The sequence below is a fragment of the Cryobacterium soli genome (assembly GCF_003611035.1).
In the GTDB taxonomy this organism is placed as follows: domain Bacteria; phylum Actinomycetota; class Actinomycetes; order Actinomycetales; family Microbacteriaceae; genus Cryobacterium; species Cryobacterium soli.
In genome coordinates this window covers 535707-554052 of sequence record NZ_CP030033.1, presented here as the reverse complement: position 1 = coordinate 554052, position 18346 = coordinate 535707, and the positions used below count along the sequence as shown (strand labels likewise).

Annotated in this window: 18 protein-coding genes; 16 read left to right on the top strand and 2 right to left on the bottom strand. The window is 70.0% G+C overall.

Annotation, left to right across the window (positions count from 1 at the left end; translation table 11 throughout):
* Positions 1-94: 94 nt before the first annotated feature.
* The 3 genes from DOE79_RS02610 to DOE79_RS02600 all read left to right on the top strand — a co-directional run bounded on the left by DOE79_RS02610 (position 95) and on the right by DOE79_RS02600 (position 3606).
* Positions 95-1732, top strand: a complete 1638-nt coding sequence (locus DOE79_RS02610) for a flagellar hook-length control protein FliK (RefSeq protein ID WP_162942572.1) — start codon at positions 95-97, stop codon at positions 1730-1732.
* Between the two features lie 99 nt (positions 1733-1831).
* Entirely contained in the window at positions 1832-2287 is a 456-nt protein-coding gene (locus DOE79_RS02605; protein ID WP_120337149.1) for a flagellar hook assembly protein FlgD, read from the top strand.
* 128 nt (positions 2288-2415) lie between these two features.
* Complete coding sequence (locus DOE79_RS02600; protein WP_120337148.1) at positions 2416-3606, top strand: flagellar hook protein FlgE; 1191 nt, start codon at positions 2416-2418, stop codon at positions 3604-3606.
* A 201-nt stretch (positions 3607-3807) separates the two neighbouring features.
* Here the strand turns inward: DOE79_RS02600 and DOE79_RS21010 are convergent, their stop codons facing one another.
* Positions 3808-5694, bottom strand: coding sequence for an HNH endonuclease signature motif containing protein (locus DOE79_RS21010; RefSeq protein WP_120337147.1), 1887 nt, complete (start codon positions 5692-5694; stop codon positions 3808-3810).
* Between the two features lie 402 nt (positions 5695-6096).
* Here DOE79_RS21010 and DOE79_RS02590 point away from each other — a divergent pair, with 402 nt between their 5' ends.
* The 13 genes from DOE79_RS02590 (at position 6097) to csrA (ending at position 17158) form a co-directional block, all read left to right on the top strand.
* A complete protein-coding gene (locus tag DOE79_RS02590) occupies positions 6097-6378 on the top strand; it encodes a flagellar FlbD family protein (RefSeq protein ID WP_120337146.1) in 282 nt (93 codons plus the stop codon).
* On the top strand, positions 6379-7197 hold the full coding sequence (locus tag DOE79_RS02585) for a motility protein A (RefSeq protein WP_120337145.1): 819 nt from the start codon (positions 6379-6381) through the stop codon (positions 7195-7197).
* Positions 7194-8144, top strand: coding sequence for a flagellar motor protein MotB (locus DOE79_RS02580; RefSeq protein ID WP_181445848.1), 951 nt, complete (start codon positions 7194-7196; stop codon positions 8142-8144). The genes DOE79_RS02585 and DOE79_RS02580 overlap by 4 nt, the downstream gene beginning before the upstream one ends.
* Before the next feature lie 85 nt (positions 8145-8229).
* Complete coding sequence (locus tag DOE79_RS02575) at positions 8230-9138, top strand: flagellar motor switch protein FliM (RefSeq protein WP_245977080.1); 909 nt, start codon at positions 8230-8232, stop codon at positions 9136-9138.
* Positions 9135-9887, top strand: coding sequence for a flagellar motor switch protein FliN (gene fliN / locus DOE79_RS02570; protein WP_120337144.1), 753 nt, complete (start codon positions 9135-9137; stop codon positions 9885-9887). The genes DOE79_RS02575 and fliN overlap by 4 nt, the downstream gene beginning before the upstream one ends.
* The gene (gene fliO / locus DOE79_RS02565; protein WP_120337143.1) at positions 9888-10421 is read left to right on the top strand and encodes a flagellar biosynthetic protein FliO; all 534 of its coding nucleotides are present in this window, start codon (positions 9888-9890) and stop codon (positions 10419-10421) included.
* A gap of 56 nt (positions 10422-10477) precedes the next feature.
* Complete coding sequence (gene fliP, locus DOE79_RS02560) at positions 10478-11407, top strand: flagellar type III secretion system pore protein FliP (RefSeq protein ID WP_245977079.1); 930 nt, start codon at positions 10478-10480, stop codon at positions 11405-11407.
* Entirely contained in the window at positions 11407-11682 is a 276-nt protein-coding gene (fliQ, locus tag DOE79_RS02555) for a flagellar biosynthesis protein FliQ (protein WP_066595006.1), read from the top strand. The genes fliP and fliQ overlap by 1 nt, the downstream gene beginning before the upstream one ends.
* Entirely contained in the window at positions 11683-12441 is a 759-nt protein-coding gene (locus DOE79_RS02550) for a flagellar biosynthetic protein FliR (RefSeq protein ID WP_120337142.1), read from the top strand. It abuts the gene before it with no gap.
* A complete protein-coding gene (locus tag DOE79_RS02545) occupies positions 12441-13622 on the top strand; it encodes an EscU/YscU/HrcU family type III secretion system export apparatus switch protein (RefSeq protein ID WP_120340109.1) in 1182 nt (393 codons plus the stop codon). The genes DOE79_RS02550 and DOE79_RS02545 overlap by 1 nt, the downstream gene beginning before the upstream one ends.
* Positions 13623-13676: 54 nt before the next feature.
* A complete protein-coding gene (locus DOE79_RS02540; protein WP_245977275.1) occupies positions 13677-15674 on the top strand; it encodes a flagellar biosynthesis protein FlhA in 1998 nt (665 codons plus the stop codon).
* Positions 15649-16890, top strand: coding sequence for a hypothetical protein (locus DOE79_RS02535; protein ID WP_162942571.1), 1242 nt, complete (start codon positions 15649-15651; stop codon positions 16888-16890). Before DOE79_RS02540 ends, DOE79_RS02535 begins: the two co-directional genes overlap by 26 nt.
* Before the next feature lie 4 nt (positions 16891-16894).
* Positions 16895-17158, top strand: coding sequence for a carbon storage regulator CsrA (gene csrA / locus DOE79_RS02530; RefSeq protein ID WP_120337139.1), 264 nt, complete (start codon positions 16895-16897; stop codon positions 17156-17158).
* Between the two features lie 109 nt (positions 17159-17267).
* Here csrA and DOE79_RS02525 read toward each other — a convergent pair whose 3' ends face one another.
* On the bottom strand, positions 17268-18344 hold the full coding sequence (locus DOE79_RS02525; protein ID WP_120337138.1) for a glycoside hydrolase family 130 protein: 1077 nt from the start codon (positions 18342-18344) through the stop codon (positions 17268-17270).
* Positions 18345-18346 lie beyond the last annotated feature (2 nt).

Below are 18346 nucleotides of genomic sequence, written 5' to 3'. Positions count from 1 at the left end.
CTCCGGAAGCGCGACAACCGTCTCGGCAGCTGCAGCAGCGGAGGCCCCCGCAACCGCAGCAGATGCGGCGGGTACAGCCCAGGCAGGCGTAACCGTGTCGAGCGGTGCCGAGGCCGCAGCTACTCGCGCCGGCGCGGTCCACAATGAGGCAGCTCACACCTCCTCACCTCGCGTCGGCGGAGCTCCAGCCACCGCGGGGGATCTCGGTGCTGCACAGACGGGCAACATCGCGTCGGCGAAGGCCCCGGCCGAGGCAGCCACGGTGGGCGGGAGTGCCGGGTCAGCCGGTGTCCAGACCAGCGCCACCGACGCTGGTCTCCCGCAGCCCGCCGGCCCCACGCAGATCGGCAGCCTGACGGAGCCCGGCGGCGTCCGGCCCGACGGGGCTTCGGCGAGCAGCGCCCCAGGCGGCGCTGCCCAGGGCGACACCGGTGGTGGCGCGGCGACGGCCGAGACCGTCCCCACCTTCGCAGCCCCGATCGGTGCCTCTCAGTCGGTCGCCGACGGGAGCGGCGCTGTCCACGGCGACGCAGCTCTGGGCGGCTCTGGCCAGGGCGGCGCCGCATTCTTCGGGGCCGAGAAGTCCGGTTTCCTCTGGACCGGAGCGGCTCTGAGCGGTGCCGACCCGAGCGGTGCCGACCCGAGTGGTGCCGACCTCAGCGTTGCCGAGCCGAGCGGTGCCGACCCGGGCGGTGCCGACCCGAGTGGTGCCGACCCGAGCGGTGCAACCCTGAAAAGTGCGGCCCTGGGCGGTTCGGCCCCGGGCGGCGCGGGCATGAACAGCGCACCTCCGAGCGCCACGGTTTCAGCAATCACGGCCCCAGTCGTCACTGCCCCGCTCGGTGCTGCCCCACTCGGCGCCGCCCGGGCCGGCGCTCAGAGCGGCGCCGCGAACTTCGCGGTCGCAGCGCTCGGCGATTCCGGCCTGGTGGAGGCCGTTGCCGGGATGGGCTCTGACGCCAGGATCGCGGCCGGTACTTCCGCCACCACCACGACCTCCGCCTCCTCCGCCGCCTCCACAGCCTCCGCCGGCACAATTGTCGCCGCGGCCGCAGCGCGGGACGGCCGGAGCGGTGCTGCACCCGCGACTGCACCCGACGCATCCGCGGTGGCCGTGGTCATACGGGACCCCACCGCCCTGGATCCGGCCGTATCGATGGGCTCCACGGTCCCGGGTACCGTCGTGGGGGCGTCCGCACCCGCTGCGGTCTCCCCGACAATCGCTTGGCCGGCCAGTACACCGACGCCCCTGGCCGCGCAGGTGGTCCGTCCGCTGTTCACCCTGGCGGCTGCGGGCGCGGGGGAGCACACACTGTCAATCAGCGTGACTCCAGACGACCTGGGGCCGGTCCTGGTGCGCGCACAGATCAGCGCCGGCAGTATGCGACTGGAACTTTTCGCGCCCACCGACGCGGCCCGCGAGGCGCTGCGCCTCATCCTGCCCGACCTGCGCCGCGATCTCGCCGGCGGCGGGCTTCCGGCCAGCCTCGACCTGTCCAGCCGCAGCCAGCCGGGAGACCCTGGCCAGTCCGGCGCGCAGGATCGCGCCGCTGCCGGGCAGGGAAACCCGGGCCATGGCGCAGATGCCGGCAGGCCTCATGAGCGGCCGAGAACCGCGGTTCCGGATCCCTGGCTCAGATCTTCCGTCCTGGCATCCGCAGACGTGGCCGGCGGCTCAGCCGACGATGCCGGCGTCCGGTCGCAGAGGGGACGTGTCGATGTTCTCGCCTGATCCGCCGCGCGGCGTGACGCCAGGCTCTCATCAGTCTTACTCCTCGTCCACGTACTCATCCATATCCACATCCACGCAGCTCCCGAGAAACGAGATCTCATGACCGTCGACGCCGTAGGAACGGTGGCCGCCGCCACTCCCAACGCCACCGGCTCTGCCTCCAAAGCCAGCATGTACGCCACCGCGCCGGTGCGTGCGCCCAAACAGACTCTGGACTCCGAGGCCTTCATGTCGCTCCTGGTCACCCAGCTGCGCAACCAGGATCCAAGCTCGCCCATGGACACCAACCAGATGATCTCGCAGACCACCCAGCTGGCCATGATGGAGAAGATCACCGCCCTGTCCACCACCTCGGACGAGAACTTCTCGCTGCAGATGCGCACCTCCGCTGCGGCTCTCGTAGGCCAGAACGTCACATACACGGATGCTAAGGGCCTGAGCGTCTCCGGGCTTGTGACGGCCGTGTCGTTTGCAGGCCCGGTGCCCCAGGTCACCGTCGGCAAGGCCAGCGTCGCCCTCGATGCCATCTCGGGGGTGACCGCCCCGACGGGGTGAGGCGGCACCGCCCCCGGCCGCTCGCACGGCCGATTCGACCCCGTGCGGTTCGGCCCCGATTCCGCCGTCGGCCGACAACACCGCACCCACCACCATCCGTCTGCACGAACTCTCGAAAGGAAGCACCCATGCTTCGCTCCCTCTACTCCGGCATCTCCGGGCTCCGTGCCCACCAGACCATGCTCGACGTCACCGGCAACAACATCGCCAACGTCAACACGACGGCGTTCAAGGCGTCGGCAACACAGTTCCAGGACACGCTCTCTCAGCTGACCCAGGGCGCCGGAGGGCCGACCACCGAGGCCGGCGGCACCAACCCGGCCCAGGTGGGCCTCGGTGTGCAGGTCGCCGGTATCTCGACCAACTTCACCCAGGGTTCCTCGCAGACGACCGGTAAGGCCGGTGACATGCTCATCGCCGGCGACGGCTTCTTCGTCACCAAGGAAGGCGGCCAAGCCGTGTACAGCCGGGCCGGCACCTTCGACTTCGATTCGGCCGGGCGGCTGGTGACGCCGTCAGGTGCAATCGTGCAGGGCTGGGCTGCGGTGGACGGCGTCATCAACGAGGGCGGCGCCCTCAGCGACATCACCCTGCCGCAGAACGCGGTCATCGCGGGCACGGCAACCACATCCGCGGCGATGGGTGGGAACCTGCCCTCGGATGCTGCAGTGGGCACCTCAGTCCTGCGTGACATCAAGGTCTACGACGCGTCTGGGGCGGCTCGCACGGTGTCGCTCACCTTCACGCGCACGGGCGCGGCCTCGGGCGGCTGGGCTGTCACCGGAGTCGACGGCACGGCGCCCGGGTCGGCAACCGGTTCGACGACTTTGGCGTTCACTGATGGCAAGCTCACTGCCGGGCCCGACCTTGTCATCGGTGGCATACGGGTGAGCATGGCCGCGCTCACCGGCCTGGCGGGCCTCAGCACGGCTGAGGTCGCATCCAAGACCGGCAGCGCACCCGGATCGCTCGAGTCCTACTCGTTCGGCAAGGACGGCACTCTCATCGGCCTGTTCAGCAACGGCGAGCAGAAGGCCCTCGGCCGCATTGCCCTGGCCACATTCACCAACCCGGGTGGGCTTGAGAAGACCGGATCCAACGGGTACCAGGCCACGTTCAACTCCGGTACCGCCGAGATCGGTGCCCCGGGTTCGACCGGGCTGGGGTCGCTCATCGGAGGGGCGCTCGAGATGTCGAACGTGGACCTCTCGCAGGAATTCACCAATCTCATCGTCGCGCAGCGCGGCTTTCAGGCGAATGCCCGCATCATCACCACCTCGGATGAGGTGCTGCAGGAGCTCACCAACCTCAAGCGCTGACTCTCAGGCATGCGGGCGCCTCTCCGGTACCGGAGGGGTACTCGCATGCCGCGTTCGAGGTGTGGTGCCACCCTGCTGGTCGAGCGTGTCGACGCCGTGCTGAGCTTGTCGAAGTAGACCTGGTGACGATGCTCGCGAAAGTGCACAGGCGGGCGAAATCTCGACAAGCTCGATCAGCGTGTGGTCGCGACCCAGCGTGGGTCAGGTGGTGCCCGGCGGGGTGTGGCTGGGCATCTCGATGAGTGTTTGGCCGGGGTCGATGGTGGCGGGTGGGCGCAGCCAGTAGGTGCCGGTGTTCTCGAGGATTTGCCAGCCTTGGTTGTGGAGCAGCATGTGGTGGGCGTGGCAGAGCAGGATGCCCTGGTTGATGTCGGTGCGGCCGTGGTCGCGTTTCCAGTGTTGGATGTGGTGGGCTTCGGTGAAGGCGGGTGGTCGGTCGCAGCCGGGCCAGCGGCAGCCGCCGTCGCGGGCGGCGAGGGCGCGGCGTTGGGCCCGGTTGAAGAGGCGTTGTTCGTGGCCGACGTTCAGGGGCCGGCCCAGATCGTCGACGGTGATCTCGATGGTGGCCGAGTCGCAGATGAGGCGTTCGATGGTTTCTTGGGAGACGGGTGCGGTGTTGCCTTCGAGGTAGCCGTGGCCGGGTTGTCCGGGTTCGCAGACCAGGATGTTGTCGGCGTCGCGGAGGAATCCCGGCGGGAACGGGCTGTCCGGCGGGCAGGGCCCGGTGGATTCCGCCATCCCGGGTGGTCGAGGCTGCCCGGTGGACCCTTTGGACACGGTGGATCCGGTGGATCCGGTGGACCCGGTGTATCCGGTGGGCCGGGTGGACGTGGGCGACTCGGCGGTCCCGTTTGGTGCGGGCGGTGAACTGGCTGAGGTCCCGCCGGCCGGGGTTTCTGTGGCTGCGGGGCGGGCTGCGGGGGCGCGGGTGGTGAGGATCTGCACGGTGGGGCGGCGGCCGCCGAGCATCTCGTTCGGGTTGATGGTGGTGCCGGCCTCGATCAGGTCGAAGAAGCCGTCGCAGGTGATCTGCTCGGTGCTGCGGGGGTCGTCCTGGACGCGTCTGGCCCAGGCGGCGCGTTCGGTGTCGACGAAGCGCACGCCGCCGCGGCGGGGGCTGGTGAGGCTGTCGAAGGTGGCCTTGATGAATTCGCCCTGTTCCGGTGGGAACAATCCGTCGACCCGCACCTGGCCGGTGTTCAGGGTCCAGATGCGCAGGTAGCGGTCGTCCCAGGCTTTCTGTTCCCGCACCCGGATGCCGGCTTCGTCGAGGCTGTCGCGGGTCTGCCGGGCGCGTTTGAGGAGTTGGTCCACGTTCATCGTCCCGGCGTCGGCGAGTAACCCCTCCAGGGCGTCGGCGAGGACCGGTGCGGTGACGACGGTGTCGATGTCGCCCAGGCCGGTGCGGATCGCGTGGGCGGCGTCGATTGAGAGGGTGCCGGCGTTCACCGCGCGGCTGATCGGCGCGTGCCACGGCGCCGGCAGCAGGGGAGCGGCCGGTTCGGCGTCCGCAGGGTCAGCGGCGTCGGGGTCGAGGGCCGTGTCGACCAGCCGGCGGGCTGCCTCAGCTTCGGCTTCGGCGGCCTGTATCTCGGCCGCTTCGGCCTCGGCGAGCATCTGGCCGACGCCGACGAGTTTGCGGGACTCGACCTTGCTCGTGCCGGTGAGCTCCTGGATCAGGGCTTCGGGGGAGAGGAAGCCCTGCTTCTTCGCCAAGCCCGCCTGGCCCAACTCCCACCGGGACCGGTGAGCGAGGGTCTTCGCCATCCACGCCTTCCGGGTATCCAACTCGCGTTGGGCGCGGGCGAGGGTCTGCTGCCCGGCCAACACGTCGGCATCCGACAGGGCGTCGTAGTCGGCACTCGAGCAGCCCAACCGGGCCACATTCGCCGCCGCGACCACGAGGCCGTCGCCGCCGTCACCAGCAGCATTGACAGCCCCGTCAGCACCGCCCGCAGCACCCTCGTCAGTAGCATCCGCAGCATCGCGTTCGGCGGGCCCCTCAGCAGCATCCTCGCCGGCACTGAGAGCACCGTCGGGGGAGGTCCCGACGGTGAACGTGTCTGCGATGCTCGACTGGATTGCCATGCCCCGAATGTAGCCCGATATCGCATCCCTGTGTGAGCAAAATTCACTTTGTGGATAAGTTTTTTCTGCCCCGGATCCCAGTGCTGGCTTGGAGAACGCCTCCCGCGCCGGGCGCGCCGTTGCTGCTTGCCGAGAGTGTGCATAACTCCTTCCTCCCGCTGAGCCAGCCGCCCGCTGTACTCCGGGGCCGACTCGGTGACCTGTCGGGACTTGCAGGAGTTGTGCATCCCTGGGGAGGGAGAGCCGGAATCGGCCCGGCACCGGCTGACAAAGGGGCCCGGCACCGGCTGACGAAGATCGCCGGAGGAGCGCGAGGGCGGGCGGCAGCTAACCTAATGCACCCGTCGGCCGACAGTGGTCGCTGACGGCTACTGGAGCCGTCCGGGAACCAGGGACGGGTCCATGATCGTTGTAACCAGGCTGAACGACAGTCAGTTCGCGATCAACCCCGACCTGATCGAGCGCATACACGTGAATCCTGACACCACCCTCGTGATGGTCGACGGGGCCAAGTTCATCGTCACGGAGAGCCTCGCCGAGGTCATCGAGAAGATCGCCGCCTATCGGGCGCACGTGATCAACCTGGCCTACAGCTCCGGAAACGGCAGCGACGACGACCACAGTGCGGCCGACCCCGACACCCGCCCGGACGCCGTTGTCCCCTTGCGCCCCCGGAGAATGTAGATGGATCCCGCAACACTGATCGGTATCGTCCTGGCGTTCGGCGCCCTGTTGGCGATGATCACCATCGAGGGATCGCAGATCACCGCGATCCTCCTGCCGGCACCCATGGTGCTGGTCTTCGGTGCCACCATCGCCGTCGGCATCGCCGGGGGTACCTTACGCGACACCATCCATGCGGTGAAGGCGCTTCCCGGGGCCTTCCTGGGACGGACCACGCCGCCGCAGAAACTCATCGACCAGGTGGTCGGCCTGGCCGAGAAGGCTCGGAGTTCGGGGCTGCTCGCCCTCGAGCAGGAGGCGGACAACATCTCGGACCCGTTCCTCCGCGGCGCCCTGCAGAACATCGCCGACGGCACCGACGGTGACGAGCTGCGCATCCTGCTCGAAGACGAGATCGCCACCCGTACCAAGGCGAGCCGAACGGCCGCCAAGTTCTTCACCACCCTCGGCGGGTACGCACCCACAGTCGGCATCATCGGCACCGTGATCTCCCTCACCCACGTGCTGGAGAATCTGGACACGCCCTCCACTCTGGGCCCCATGATCGCGGCAGCGTTCGTGGCGACCCTGTGGGGGCTGCTCACCGCGAATTTCCTGTGGCTCCCGATCGGCAACCGGCTCAAGCGCCTCTCCGACATCGAGGCCGAGCGGATGACCCTGCTCATGGAGGGTGCTCTCGCCGTGCAGGCCGGCAGCCAGCCACGGCTTCTCGGCGAACGGCTCCAGGCCATGGTGCCCCTCGCCTCCGCGAAGGCGGGGAAAGGCGTCAAGCAGGGCAAGCCGTCTGAGGCGGTCAAGCCGCTCAAGAAGGCTGCGTGAGCGGTCACGGCCGGGGGCGCCGCCGCGGCCTGGAAGAGGAGCACGAAGAGCACGTCGACGAACGGTGGATGGCCTCCTACATGGACATGGTCACCGTGCTGATGTGCATGTTCATCGTTCTCTTCGCCATGTCGACGGTCGATCAGGCCAAGTTCGTGCAGCTGAAGAACTCCCTGGCCACCGGTTTCGGATCCGTTGACGTGGGTGCGGTCGACACCGCGGAGGGCATCGTGGTGCCGCCCGACCTGGTCGACACTCCTGCCGACAACCAGGACATCGGGCTCACCGACCTCGAACTCGCGATAGCCGAAGTCGACGACCTGACCGCCGTGGAGGAGGCCATGGACACCGCCCTCACCGCGGTCGGCCTCAACACTCTGGTGGAGTACACCATCGACGAACGGGGACTCTCGGTGGGCCTGGTCGGGTCGGAGACGTTCTTCGAACCCAATGTGGCCACTCTGAGCGCACAGGCGGTCTCGGTCCTCAACACCATCGGCCCGATCCTGGCGGGCACCGGCCGGCAGGTGTCGGTGGAGGGGCACGCCGACCGACATGGCGTGACGATCAACTATCCGACCGACTGGGAACTCTCCAGCGCCCGCGCCACCCAGGTCCTGCGCCACCTGGTGGAGCGCACCGGTGTGGCCCAGGAACGGATCGGGGCCGTGGGGTACGGTTCGGCGCGGCCGGTCGACACCGGCGACGACCTGGCCGCGATGGCCCGCAATCGGCGGGTCGATGTGGTGCTGCTCTCGAACCAGCCGGACAGCGTGCGGGCGCTGATCCCGTCGGTCCTCGACGGCACTGCGGTGCCGGACGCTCCCGCTCCGGACGACCCCGCTCCGGCCGACCCCGCACCCGCCGGTGCCGCGGATGTCGCGCCCGGCGGCAGCGACCCTGCCGGCACCTCGCACGGGAACCCGGTGACGGACACCGGGCACTGACAGCCGCGGCACGGACGCAGAATCGAGTCGAGCGGATCCGGCGACGCCGCTAACATCCGTTCGCGCACGGTCGATAGTTCCAGTCGTGACGGTCCAGGAACACATCAGCACGGTCGTGCCCGGAAAACCGGCGCGCACGGTTGAGGTCTATGACTTCAGCCGACCGACGACGCTGGCCCGCGACCATGCCCGGGTCCTCGAGCTGGCCTTCGAGACCTTCGCCCGGCAGTGGGGCACCCAGCTGACCGCGCAGGTGCGGGTGATCTCGCAGGTCACGTGTGAGCAGGTGCTGATGCGCGGTTACGACGAGTACGCCGCCTCGCTGCCGGCAACGACGACAATGGTGCTCTGCGCGGTCGGGAGTCTGGAGGCTGCGGCCGTCATCCAGTTCCCCTCGGCGGCCGCACTGTCCTGGGTCACCCACATGCTCGGCGGGACCGGCCTGCCGGCCCCGCCCGAACGACCGTTCACGCAGATCGAACAGGCCCTCGTGCGTCGGCTGATGGAGGATGCCCTCGAAGACCTGCGGTACTCGCTCGGCGCCCTCCTCACCCTGCCCATCGCGGTCGGTGCCATCCAGTACAACTCGCAGTTCGCTCAGGCCGCCGCCACGGCCGACCTCATGATCGTGGCGAGTTTCACCATCCGGGTCGGTGAGAGCACCACCACCGCGACCCTCGCCCTGCCGGCCGAGGCACTGCTTCCGCAGCTCGGTGAGCCGGGGCCGGTGCTGCCGCCCACCCCGGCGGCCGACCTGCTCCGCGCCCAACTGAGCTGGGTGCCCGTCGACGTGTCAGTGCGTCTCGCTCACGCGCGCGTCAAGCCGAGCGCCATCCTGGCTCTCGCCGTCGGCGACATCCTGGCCATCCCGCACCCGACCCATCGGCCGCTCGACTTGGTGGTGGACGGCCGCCCACTCGCGCGCGCCGCCGTCGGTTCCACCGGGTCCCGGCTGGCGTGCATCATCATCGACACCGAGGACACCACGCCATGACGCTTCACAGCCCCGCGCAGCAGCCGTACGCAGCCCCGGCCGGCGAGCCCGCCCAGCCCCGTCTCACCGACAGCACCGCGCTGGCAGCGGTCGACGCCCTGCTCACGGTGCTGCCCACGCCCACCCTGCTCGCCGCGCAGCCGGGTTCCGCGGCGGCGGCCCTGAGCCGCGCCGACGGTGCCGTGGTCGCGGCCTTCGTCGGTGCCACCTCGGCCGACCTCGCCGTTGTGCTCGCCGACCCGGCATCGCTCGACGCAGCGGCCGGCGACGACGGCGGCATGGTGTCGCGTGACGACATCGTGCGCCCGGCCCTCGAGCGTGCCGCGGGAGTCCTCGGACTCGGCGTGCTCGGCGACGCCCGCGTCGACGACGCGTCCGCCCTGCTGCTCGATCCGGAGACCGTGGTCTTCGACCTCGTCGGTGACGGCGAGACCGTGGGCTGGTTCGCGATCCGCCTGCGCCGGAACGGCAGTCCCGCCGCGCGGAGCGACAGCGCCGTCGGCAACCTGGGCCGGATCAACAGCGTGGAGATGGCCCTCACCGTGGAGATCGGCCGCACCCGCATGACGGTCCGCGACGTGCTGGCCCTCGAACCCGGCGCGGTCGTGGAGTTGGATCGCTCGGTGGGCTCGCCCGCGGACATCCTGCTCAACGGCCGGCTCATCGCCCACGGCGAGATCGTCGTGGTCGATCAGGACTACGCGGTGCGCATCACCGAGATCCTCGACGTCGCCGAGAGCCTGAGCTAGGTGGACACCGTCGTCGTCGCCCTCAGGGTGGTGCTGTCCCTGGCCGTCGTGCTCGGGCTGCTCTGGGTGCTGCAACGACGCCTGTCCAGGGGCCCGGGCAAGCGCACGGCCAATGTCGTCACTATCGTGGGCCGTCAGGGGCTCGGCCAGAAGGCATCCGTGGTGGTGGTGGATGTCGACGGCCGCCGGTTCGTGCTCGGCGTCACCGAGCAGTCCATCAACGTGCTGCACGGCGGCGAGGCCGAACCCGAGGCCCACCGGACGGGGCACCAGACCCCGGATGACCGCTCGGCCGCCTTCGCCCGGTCCCTCCACGCGGCCTCCGGCGGCCCCACGCTCGTGCCGCCGGTGCTCGTGCCGCTGCGGGCGGAGAGCCCCGTCGCGTCCGGCGAGGCCGAGGCGGAGCCGCTCGACGGTCCGCCGCTGACCTTCCGGCCGCGCCGCGACCGCAGCGCGACCGGGCGGCTGGGCGGCTCCATCCTGTCCCCGTCGACCTGGCAACAGACCGCCGCCCTGCTCCGGCACGGCCGGTGAATCACGCTTCGCCGCTCCCGGCAGGCGCCGGGCTGGTCCCTGGTCAGGTTCGTGGGTTGGCACGTGGCCCGGCCCGCGGACCGTCGCGCCCGCGCGCGGTGGTCAGCGAGCGGCGCCGACGGCTCGCCCGCCTCGGCGTCGCGGCCGCCCTCATCCTCGTCATCGTGGCCGCCCTGATGATGCTGGTGTCCTCGGCAGGACACGCTGCCGAAAGCACGACCCGCCACAGCAACGCCCTGGCGGTACCTGCCGAACCGATCGCGCCCACCGATCCGGCGACGCCCACCCCTGTGGCCACGCCGGCGGCCACCCCGGGCACCGGACTCACGGTGGAGATCAACGGTCCCGACGGCGCCCCCTCCTCGGCCATCGTGACCCTGATCGGCATCACGCTGCTGTCGGTGGCCCCCGCGCTGCTGCTCATGATGACGTCGTTCACCAAGATCTTCGTGGTGCTGGCGATGACCCGCAACGCCCTCGCGCTGCCGTCGATCCCGCCGAACCAGGTGCTGGCCGGCCTCGCGCTGTTCCTGTCGCTGTTCATCATGGCGCCCGTGCTCACCGACATCAACACGGATGCCCTGCAGCCCTACCTCAACGGCACCATGACCTTCGACGACGCCGTGACGACAGGGTCGGAGCCACTGCGCACCTTCATGCTCGCGCACACCAGGCAGGAGGACCTCGCCCTGATGGTGCGCGCCTCCGACCAGCCCAACCCGGCGAACACCGCCGCGGTATCGCTGCTCACCCTCATCCCGGCGTTCATGATTTCCGAACTCCGGGCCGCGTTCATCATCGGCTTCGTGATCTTCATCCCGTTCCTGGTCATCGACCTCGTGGTGTCCGCGGCGCTGATGTCGATGGGCATGATGATGCTGCCGCCCGTGATGATCTCCCTGCCGTTCAAGATCCTGCTCTTCATCCTCGTCGACGGCTGGGGCCTGATCATCACGACCCTGGTCAACAGTTACCGGGGTGGCTGATGGACTCCAACGCCGTTCTCGACATCGGGCTGCAGGCCATCGTCGTCGCCGCCAAGCTCTCCGCGCCCATCCTCATCACCGCCCTGGTGGTCGGCTTCGCGATCTCCCTCGTGCAGTCGATCACGCAGATCCAGGAGGTGACGCTCTCGTTCGTGCCCAAGGCCATCGCGGTGTGCGTGGCCATGCTCATCTGCGGGCACTGGATGATTTCGGAGATCGTCTCGTTCACCACCAATCTGTTCGACAAGATCCCCGGCCTCATCGGCGGTGGCTAGGTGGACATCACCCTGGACTTCGCCTGGCTCGAAGCCGTGATGCTCGCGGGCGTGCGCATGGTCGCGTTCCTCGTGATCGCGCCGCCGTTCTCCTTCAACGCCTTCCCGCTGCGCATCAAAGGCATGCTCGCCGTGGGACTGGCCCTGGCCGTCGCCCCACGCGTGGTGCCCGGCTATGCCTCGCCGGACACGGGCGGGTTCATCCTCGCGCTACTTCTCGAGATCCTCGTGGGTGGAGTGCTGGGTTTCCTGGTGCTCGTGGTCTTCTCCGCCATCCAGTCCGCCGGCAACCTCATCGACCTGTTCGGCGGCTTCCAGCTGGCCCAGGGCTTCGACCCGCAGTCGATGGTCAACGGCGCCCAGTTCACCAGGCTGTACCAGATGACCGCGCTGGCGCTCCTGTTCGCCTCCGGTGGGTACCAGCTCATCCTCGGCGGCCTCGCCCGGTCGTTCGCAGCCCTGCCGGTCGGCGGCGGAATCGATCTCGCCGTGCCGTTGGAGACGATCACCGCGGCCGTCGGCCAGATGCTCCTCGCCGCGGTGCAGATCGCCGGCCCCCTCATCGTGGTGCTGTTCCTCGCCGACGCGGGCCTCGGACTCCTCACCCGGGTGGCGCCCGCGCTCAACGCCTTCGCCCTCGGCTTCCCGCTCAAGATCCTCATCACCCTCACCCTCGGCGCGGCAGGCTTCATGGCCCTCCCGGGCATTGTCGCGTCCCTCACCGACGACGCCGTCACGAGCATGTGGGGGGTGCGCTGATGAGCGATTCGGGCGAACGCACCGAGCAGGCCACAGAGAAGCGGATGCGCGAGGTTCGCTCCAAGGGACAGCTCTCCCGCTCCCAGGACCTCACGGCGTGGGTCGGCATCGGCGCGGCCGCGGTGATGATGCCCCTCACCATCGAGGCCGGCGCCGCCGCCGGGCGCACGCAACTGTTCGACATCCGCGCGGTCGCCGAGAACCCCGACCCGCAACGGGCGCTGGATCTGCTCGGCGAGGGACTCGGCGCGATGGGCGGCATCCTCACCCCGATGTTGATCGTGGTGTGCGTGGCGGTTCTGGCCGGGTCGATCGCCCAGGGCGGCATCCACATCAAGAAGCTCGCCGGCAAGTACGACCAGTTCAACCCGGTCACCGGACTGGCCCGCACCTTCGGCAGCCAGGCCCTGTGGCAGGGGCTGAAGGCGCTGCTGAAGACCATCGTCGTCGGTGTGGTGCTGACCACAGTGATCCAGGGCCTGACGCCCGTGCTCATGACGGCCGGGGGACTGCCCGTGACCGTGCTGATCGGGGCCGCCACCGACGGCACCGCCGCGCTGGTGCAGTCGGCCGTGATCGCCGGTCTCGTGCTCGCCGCCGCCGACGTGTTCGTGGTGCTAAGGCGCAACCGCAAACGTACCCGGATGACCAAGAAGGAGGTCACCGACGAGCACAAGAGCTCGGAGGGCGACCCGCTGATCCGGTCCCAGCGCCGGGCCCGGCAACTGGCGATGAGCCGCAACCGCATGATCGCGGCCGTCGCCACAGCCGATGTGGTGCTGATCAATCCCACCCATTTCGCCGTGGCCCTGCGCTATGAGCCGGGCAAGTCGGCGCCCCGCGTGGTCGCCACGGGTGCCGGGGTGATCGCCACCCGCATCCGCGAGCAGGCGGAGACCGACGCCGTGCCCATCGTCAAGGACATCCCGCTCACCCGGGCGCTGCACAGCGCCTGCGCGCTCGGCGACGAGATCCCGGTGGAGCTGTACAACGCGGTCGCCCGGGTGCTCGCCTTCGTGCTGGCGCTCAAGACGCGCGGCTCCCGGTCCGGCGTGCACACCATGACCACCCCGCCGGCGCCGCCACCGCCTGCCCGCCACGGCGGCGCGCCCGCCCCGTCCGCTCCCACCAGGCACCTGTCGACCCTGCCCACGCGTATCCGCACCACGGAGGCCACTTAAGTGAACAGCACCCTCGCGAAACTCGCCGTCCCGGTCGGGGTGGTCGGCATCATCATGCTCCTGGTGGTCCCGGTGCCTGCCGTGCTCCTGGACGTCCTGATCATCGTCAACATCCTGCTGGCCCTGGTGACCCTGCTCACCACGATGTTCGTCAAGAAGCCGCTGGACTTCTCGGTCTTCCCGTCGCTGCTGCTCGTGGCCACGCTGTTCCGGCTGGGCCTCAACGTGGCCTCCACCCGGCTCGTGCTCGGCCAGGGTTATGCCGGGCAGGTGATCGCGTCGTTCGGGCATGTGGCCGTCGGCGGCTCGATCATCATCGGCGCGGTGATCTTCCTGATCCTCGTCGTCATCCAGTTCGTCGTGGTGACCAAGGGCGCCGAACGTGTCGCGGAGGTGGGCGCCCGGTTCACCCTCGACGCCATGCCGGGCAAGCAGATGGCCATCGACGCCGACCTGAACGCCGGCCTGATCACCGACGTGCAGGCCAAGGACCGCCGTGCAGAGGTCTCGGCCGAGGCCGACTTCTACGGTGCCATGGACGGCGCCTCCAAGTTCGTCAAGGGCGACGCGATCGCCGGCATCATCATCATCGTGATCAACCTGATCGGCGGCATCGCGATCGGCATGCTGCAGCGGGGCCTGGAGATCGGCGACGCGCTGAACACCTACGCCCTGCTCACCATCGGCGACGGCCTGGTCACCCAGATCCCCGCGCTGCTGATGGCCGTCTCCACCGGCATGATCGTCACCAGGTCCAACGCCGAATCCGACATCGGCGCCACAGCGTCCGCCCAGCTCACCCAGTCGCGCATGGCCCTGATGATCGCCGGCGCCGCCGCCATCCTGATGGCCCTCATCCCCGGCATGCCGATCATCCCGTTCGTCGTCGTCGGCGCCGGCCTCATCGTGCTCGCCCAACGCATCAAGGGCAACGAGGCCAGGGCCACGGCCGGCGCGGCGGCGGCCGTGGCCGTCGAGAGCCGCGCCCCCCGGTCCGATACCGCGGAGGAACTCATCGAGCAGATGCGCGTGCACGCCCTGGAGATCCAGCTCGCCCCCGACCTGGTCGACCTGGTGTCCGGTGCATCCGACGACCTGCTCGCCCGGGTGCGGGCGCTCCGCCGCAAGGTCGCCCTCGACCTGGGCATGGTGGTGCCCCCGGTGCGCACCAGGGACAACGTCGACCTGCCGCCGGCCACGTACTCCATCCGTATCTCGGGCGTCGAGGCCGGACGGGGCATCGCCCCGGCCGGCAAGGTGCTCGCGCTCGGCGACAACCTGGAGTCCCTGCCGGGCACCACGACGGTCGAACCGGTCTTCGGCCTGGCCGGCAAGTGGGTGTCCAGCGAGATGCGCCCCCGGGCCGAGATGGCCGGCGCCACCGTGATCGACCGGGTGTCGGTGCTCGTCACCCACCTCTCCTCGATCATCACGGGCAACGCCGCGCGGCTGCTCACCCGCGAAGACGTGCGTGTGCTCACGGATGGTGTCCGCCAGGTGAGTCCTTCCGCCGTCGACGACCTGGTGCCCGCCCTGCTCTCCCTGGCCGAGGTGCAGCGGGTGCTGCAGGGCCTGCTCGGCGAGCAGATCCCGATCAACGACCTGCCGCGCATCTACGAGGCCCTGTCGGTGCGGGCCAAGGTGTCCGTGGACCAGGAGGGACTGGTCGAGGCAGCCCGTCAGGCGCTCGGGCCCGCGCTCACCGCCCTGTACATGGACGGCGGGGTGCTCAGGGTGATCATGATCGAACCGGGGCTCGAGCAGTCCATGCTCGAGGGCATGCGGCCGAGCGACCAGGGCAGCCAGATCCTCCTCGACCCGCTGCGGATCGACGCCATCCTCGGCTCGCTGCAGAGCGCCATCGCCACCGTCGAGGCCAGCGGCCGCACGGCGGTGCTGGTCTGCGCGCCGGCCCTGCGCCCCGCCATCCGGCGTCTGGTCTCTGCGCAGGCCGGCGGCCTGCCCGTGCTGTCCTACGAAGAGGTCACCTCGGCCCGCGTGGCCATCGAAACCGTGGGGGTGGTCCGTGGAACCGCGACGATTCCGGCTTGAGGGGTCGTCGCTGGCGGAGTTACGGGAACGCGTGCGGGTCGAGCACGGGCGGGATGCCCGCATCGTGCGGGCGGAACAGATCACCGTCGGCGGCATCCGCGGATACTTCGCCAGACGGCACGTGGAGGTGACGGTCGAGGTCCCCGTCGAGGTGTTCGTGGAGGCGGAGCCGGTCCGTCGTCGCCGCGGCAGGGACGAACTCGCGACCAGGCTGGGCATCGCGGCCCTGCTCGACGACGCCGATGCGGCCGAGTCCGGGCTGATCGGGATCGGGGCGGGCGCCGCATCGAGCGGTGCCGCACAGCAGGGAGAGCCCGGGAGGCTCGTGGACGTCGATCCTGCCGCACAGCCCGCACAGCCCGCACAGCCCGCACAGCCCGCAGAGTCCGCGCCGCGCCGCGCCGCGTCCGCGCGGGAGAGGCGGCCCGAGGCGGTGTCCACCGGCACGCCCGACTTCGCCCGGCTGATGGACGACCTGACCTTCGCGACCTCGCCCGGCCGCGGCGGGCCGGGCCAGACGGGCCCGACCGTCGCACCCGGCACCGGAACAGGCATGGCTGCGGCTGCGGCTGACGCCGAGTCTCCGGAGCACCCACTCGACCTCAGCGTCTCGGCGCCGGCCCTGCTCGCCGGCCCGGGCGACCTGGTGCTGCTGGTCGGGATGCCCGATGATGTGCTCGAGGTCGTGCGGCTGCTCTCGACAGGCCCAGGCGCGCCGATCAGCGCCGGGGGCGACCGGATCGTCGACCGGCGCGGCGCTCTGGCCGCTCGGGCCAGGGGAGTGGAGCAGGGGCGGAGCATCCTTGTCGCCTGCCCGGCACCCGGTTCGTTTGCGCCGACCGGACCCGATGATGCGCCCGGAGCGTCGGGGGCCGACGTGGCCACCCTGGCTGTGCTCGGCGCGGACCAGGCCTGGGCCGTCGTGCACGCCGGGCGGAAGGCCGCCGACACCGCCCGATGGGTGAGCGCCGTGCGCGCCACCGTGGCCATCGACGCCATTGCGGTGGTCGGCGCCGAGTCCACGGCCACCCCGGGAACGGTGCGCCGGCTCGGCCTGCCGATCGGGTGGATCGCGCCGGCCCAGCGATCTCCGTCGGGCTCGGTGGGCACGCAACAGCAGGCCAGGACCACGGTCCAGGACCGGCCAGGTACGCCCGCCGAGGCACGCCCGCAGCGCCGTCCAGAGGGGCCGGACGACCCGTTCGCGATAAGCTGACCGGATGCTGGTTCTCACGCGCAAACAGGGGGAAAAGATCCTCATCGGTGACGATATCGTCATCACAGTGCTCGACGTCCGCGGCGACAGCATCCGCATCGGCGTCGATGCCCCCCGCGGCATCTCCATCCAGCGGGCCGAGATCCTCACGGCCGTCACCGAGGCCAACCTCGAGGCGAATGTGGCCGCCGGCAGGTCCGACGAGGCCGCCGCCGACCAGCTCAGGTCCAGCCTCGGCCTGCCTGCCCCGGTGACACCCGCCCCGTAACCGCCCGCCCCGACGGCCCCGTCCCAACTGGTCACCAAAGCGGACAACTGCGCCCCCTGGTACGCCGGGTGCAATTGTCCGCTTCGGGTCCACTTCTGGGTGGGGATGCTCAGTCGAGCGGGCGGCGGTCCATCCGGGCCACGCCGATCTTGGAGTCGGCCATGCCGTAGAACACGTAGAGCTGACCCTCGATCTCCTCGATAGCGGTGGGGAAGACCACATTGGGCACGATCCCGCTGGTCTCATCGGGCGTCTCGGCCTTCAGCAGCGGTTCCTCGGTGCGGGCGAGCACGATCGTGGGGTCGTCGGCGTCCAGGATCATGGCTCCGGCGGCGTAGTTCACCTTCTGCTGCTGGTCGAACGCGCTGTTGATCACCCCGGTCACACCGTGGTGCAGCAGCAGCCAGCCCTCCGGCACCCGCAGCGGAGCGGGGCCGCCGCCGATCTTCAGTTCTTCGAAGGCGAACTCCGGCCCGGCCAGGAACCGGTGCCCGCGCCACATCGTGAGGGCGGAGACATCCGCCAGCACCTCGGACACCGGGACATAGCTGATCCAGATGCTCTGGCGCCGGTCGGTCACTCCGGCCGGCACCCGGATGCCCTCGCCCGGACGGGTCTCGCCCAGGTCCCACATGGGCCGGTGCAGCACCGCGAAGCTGGCCACGCCGTCCGGGGCGGTCACCGGCTCCGGAAAGAAGACGGTGTCCTTGTTGTGGAACAGGTTGAGGTCCATGTCGAGTGCGTCATCGTAGGCGAACAGGGCCGGGCCCAGGCGTCGCCACTCGCGGAGGTCCTCCGACACAGCCACCGCGGTGCGCGGACCGAGCGGCCCGTAGGCCACGTAGGTCATCACGTGCAGACCGAGCAGAGGCACGAAGGTCACCCGCGGATCCTCCACGCCGGCATTGTTGGCGCCGCGTTCCCAGCCACGGTCTGGGGCGAGGACGACACCCTCGCGTTCGACGCCGGTGGGCACACCGTCCTCGATGATCAGGCGCGCCAGTCCGACCCTGGAGACGTTGCCGGTGGCGACCAGGCGGGGGAGCAGGTACAGGGTGCCGTCCGGGGTGCGGCCGGTCGCGGGGTTGAGCACGCCCTCGGCCTCGAGCTCATTGCCGTCTTCCGGCGTCATGATGACGCCCATCCGGGTGAGGGTGTACGGGAATGCGGTGCTGACGGTGTGCATGG

What these genes read in the sequence shown, in the direction of transcription:
- DOE79_RS02600 (WP_120337148.1), top strand. Translation starts at nt 2,416, where the DNA reads ATGCTTCGCTCCCTCTACTCCGGCATCTCCGGGCTCCGTGCCCACCAG.
- DOE79_RS02525 (WP_120337138.1), bottom strand. Translation starts at nt 18,344, where the DNA reads ATGCACACCGTCAGCACCGCATTCCCGTACACCCTCACCCGGATGGGC.
- fliQ (WP_066595006.1), top strand. Translation starts at nt 11,407, where the DNA reads ATGGACTCCAACGCCGTTCTCGACATCGGGCTGCAGGCCATCGTCGTC.
- DOE79_RS21010 (WP_120337147.1), bottom strand. Translation starts at nt 5,694, where the DNA reads ATGGCAATCCAGTCGAGCATCGCAGACACGTTCACCGTCGGGACCTCC.
- csrA (WP_120337139.1), top strand. Translation starts at nt 16,895, where the DNA reads ATGCTGGTTCTCACGCGCAAACAGGGGGAAAAGATCCTCATCGGTGAC.
- DOE79_RS02540 (WP_245977275.1), top strand. Translation starts at nt 13,677, where the DNA reads ATGCTCCTGGTGGTCCCGGTGCCTGCCGTGCTCCTGGACGTCCTGATC.
- DOE79_RS02585 (WP_120337145.1), top strand. Translation starts at nt 6,379, where the DNA reads ATGGATCCCGCAACACTGATCGGTATCGTCCTGGCGTTCGGCGCCCTG.
- DOE79_RS02590 (WP_120337146.1), top strand. Translation starts at nt 6,097, where the DNA reads ATGATCGTTGTAACCAGGCTGAACGACAGTCAGTTCGCGATCAACCCC.
- fliN (WP_120337144.1), top strand. Translation starts at nt 9,135, where the DNA reads ATGACGCTTCACAGCCCCGCGCAGCAGCCGTACGCAGCCCCGGCCGGC.
- DOE79_RS02545 (WP_120340109.1), top strand. Translation starts at nt 12,441, where the DNA reads ATGAGCGATTCGGGCGAACGCACCGAGCAGGCCACAGAGAAGCGGATG.
- DOE79_RS02605 (WP_120337149.1), top strand. Translation starts at nt 1,832, where the DNA reads ATGACCGTCGACGCCGTAGGAACGGTGGCCGCCGCCACTCCCAACGCC.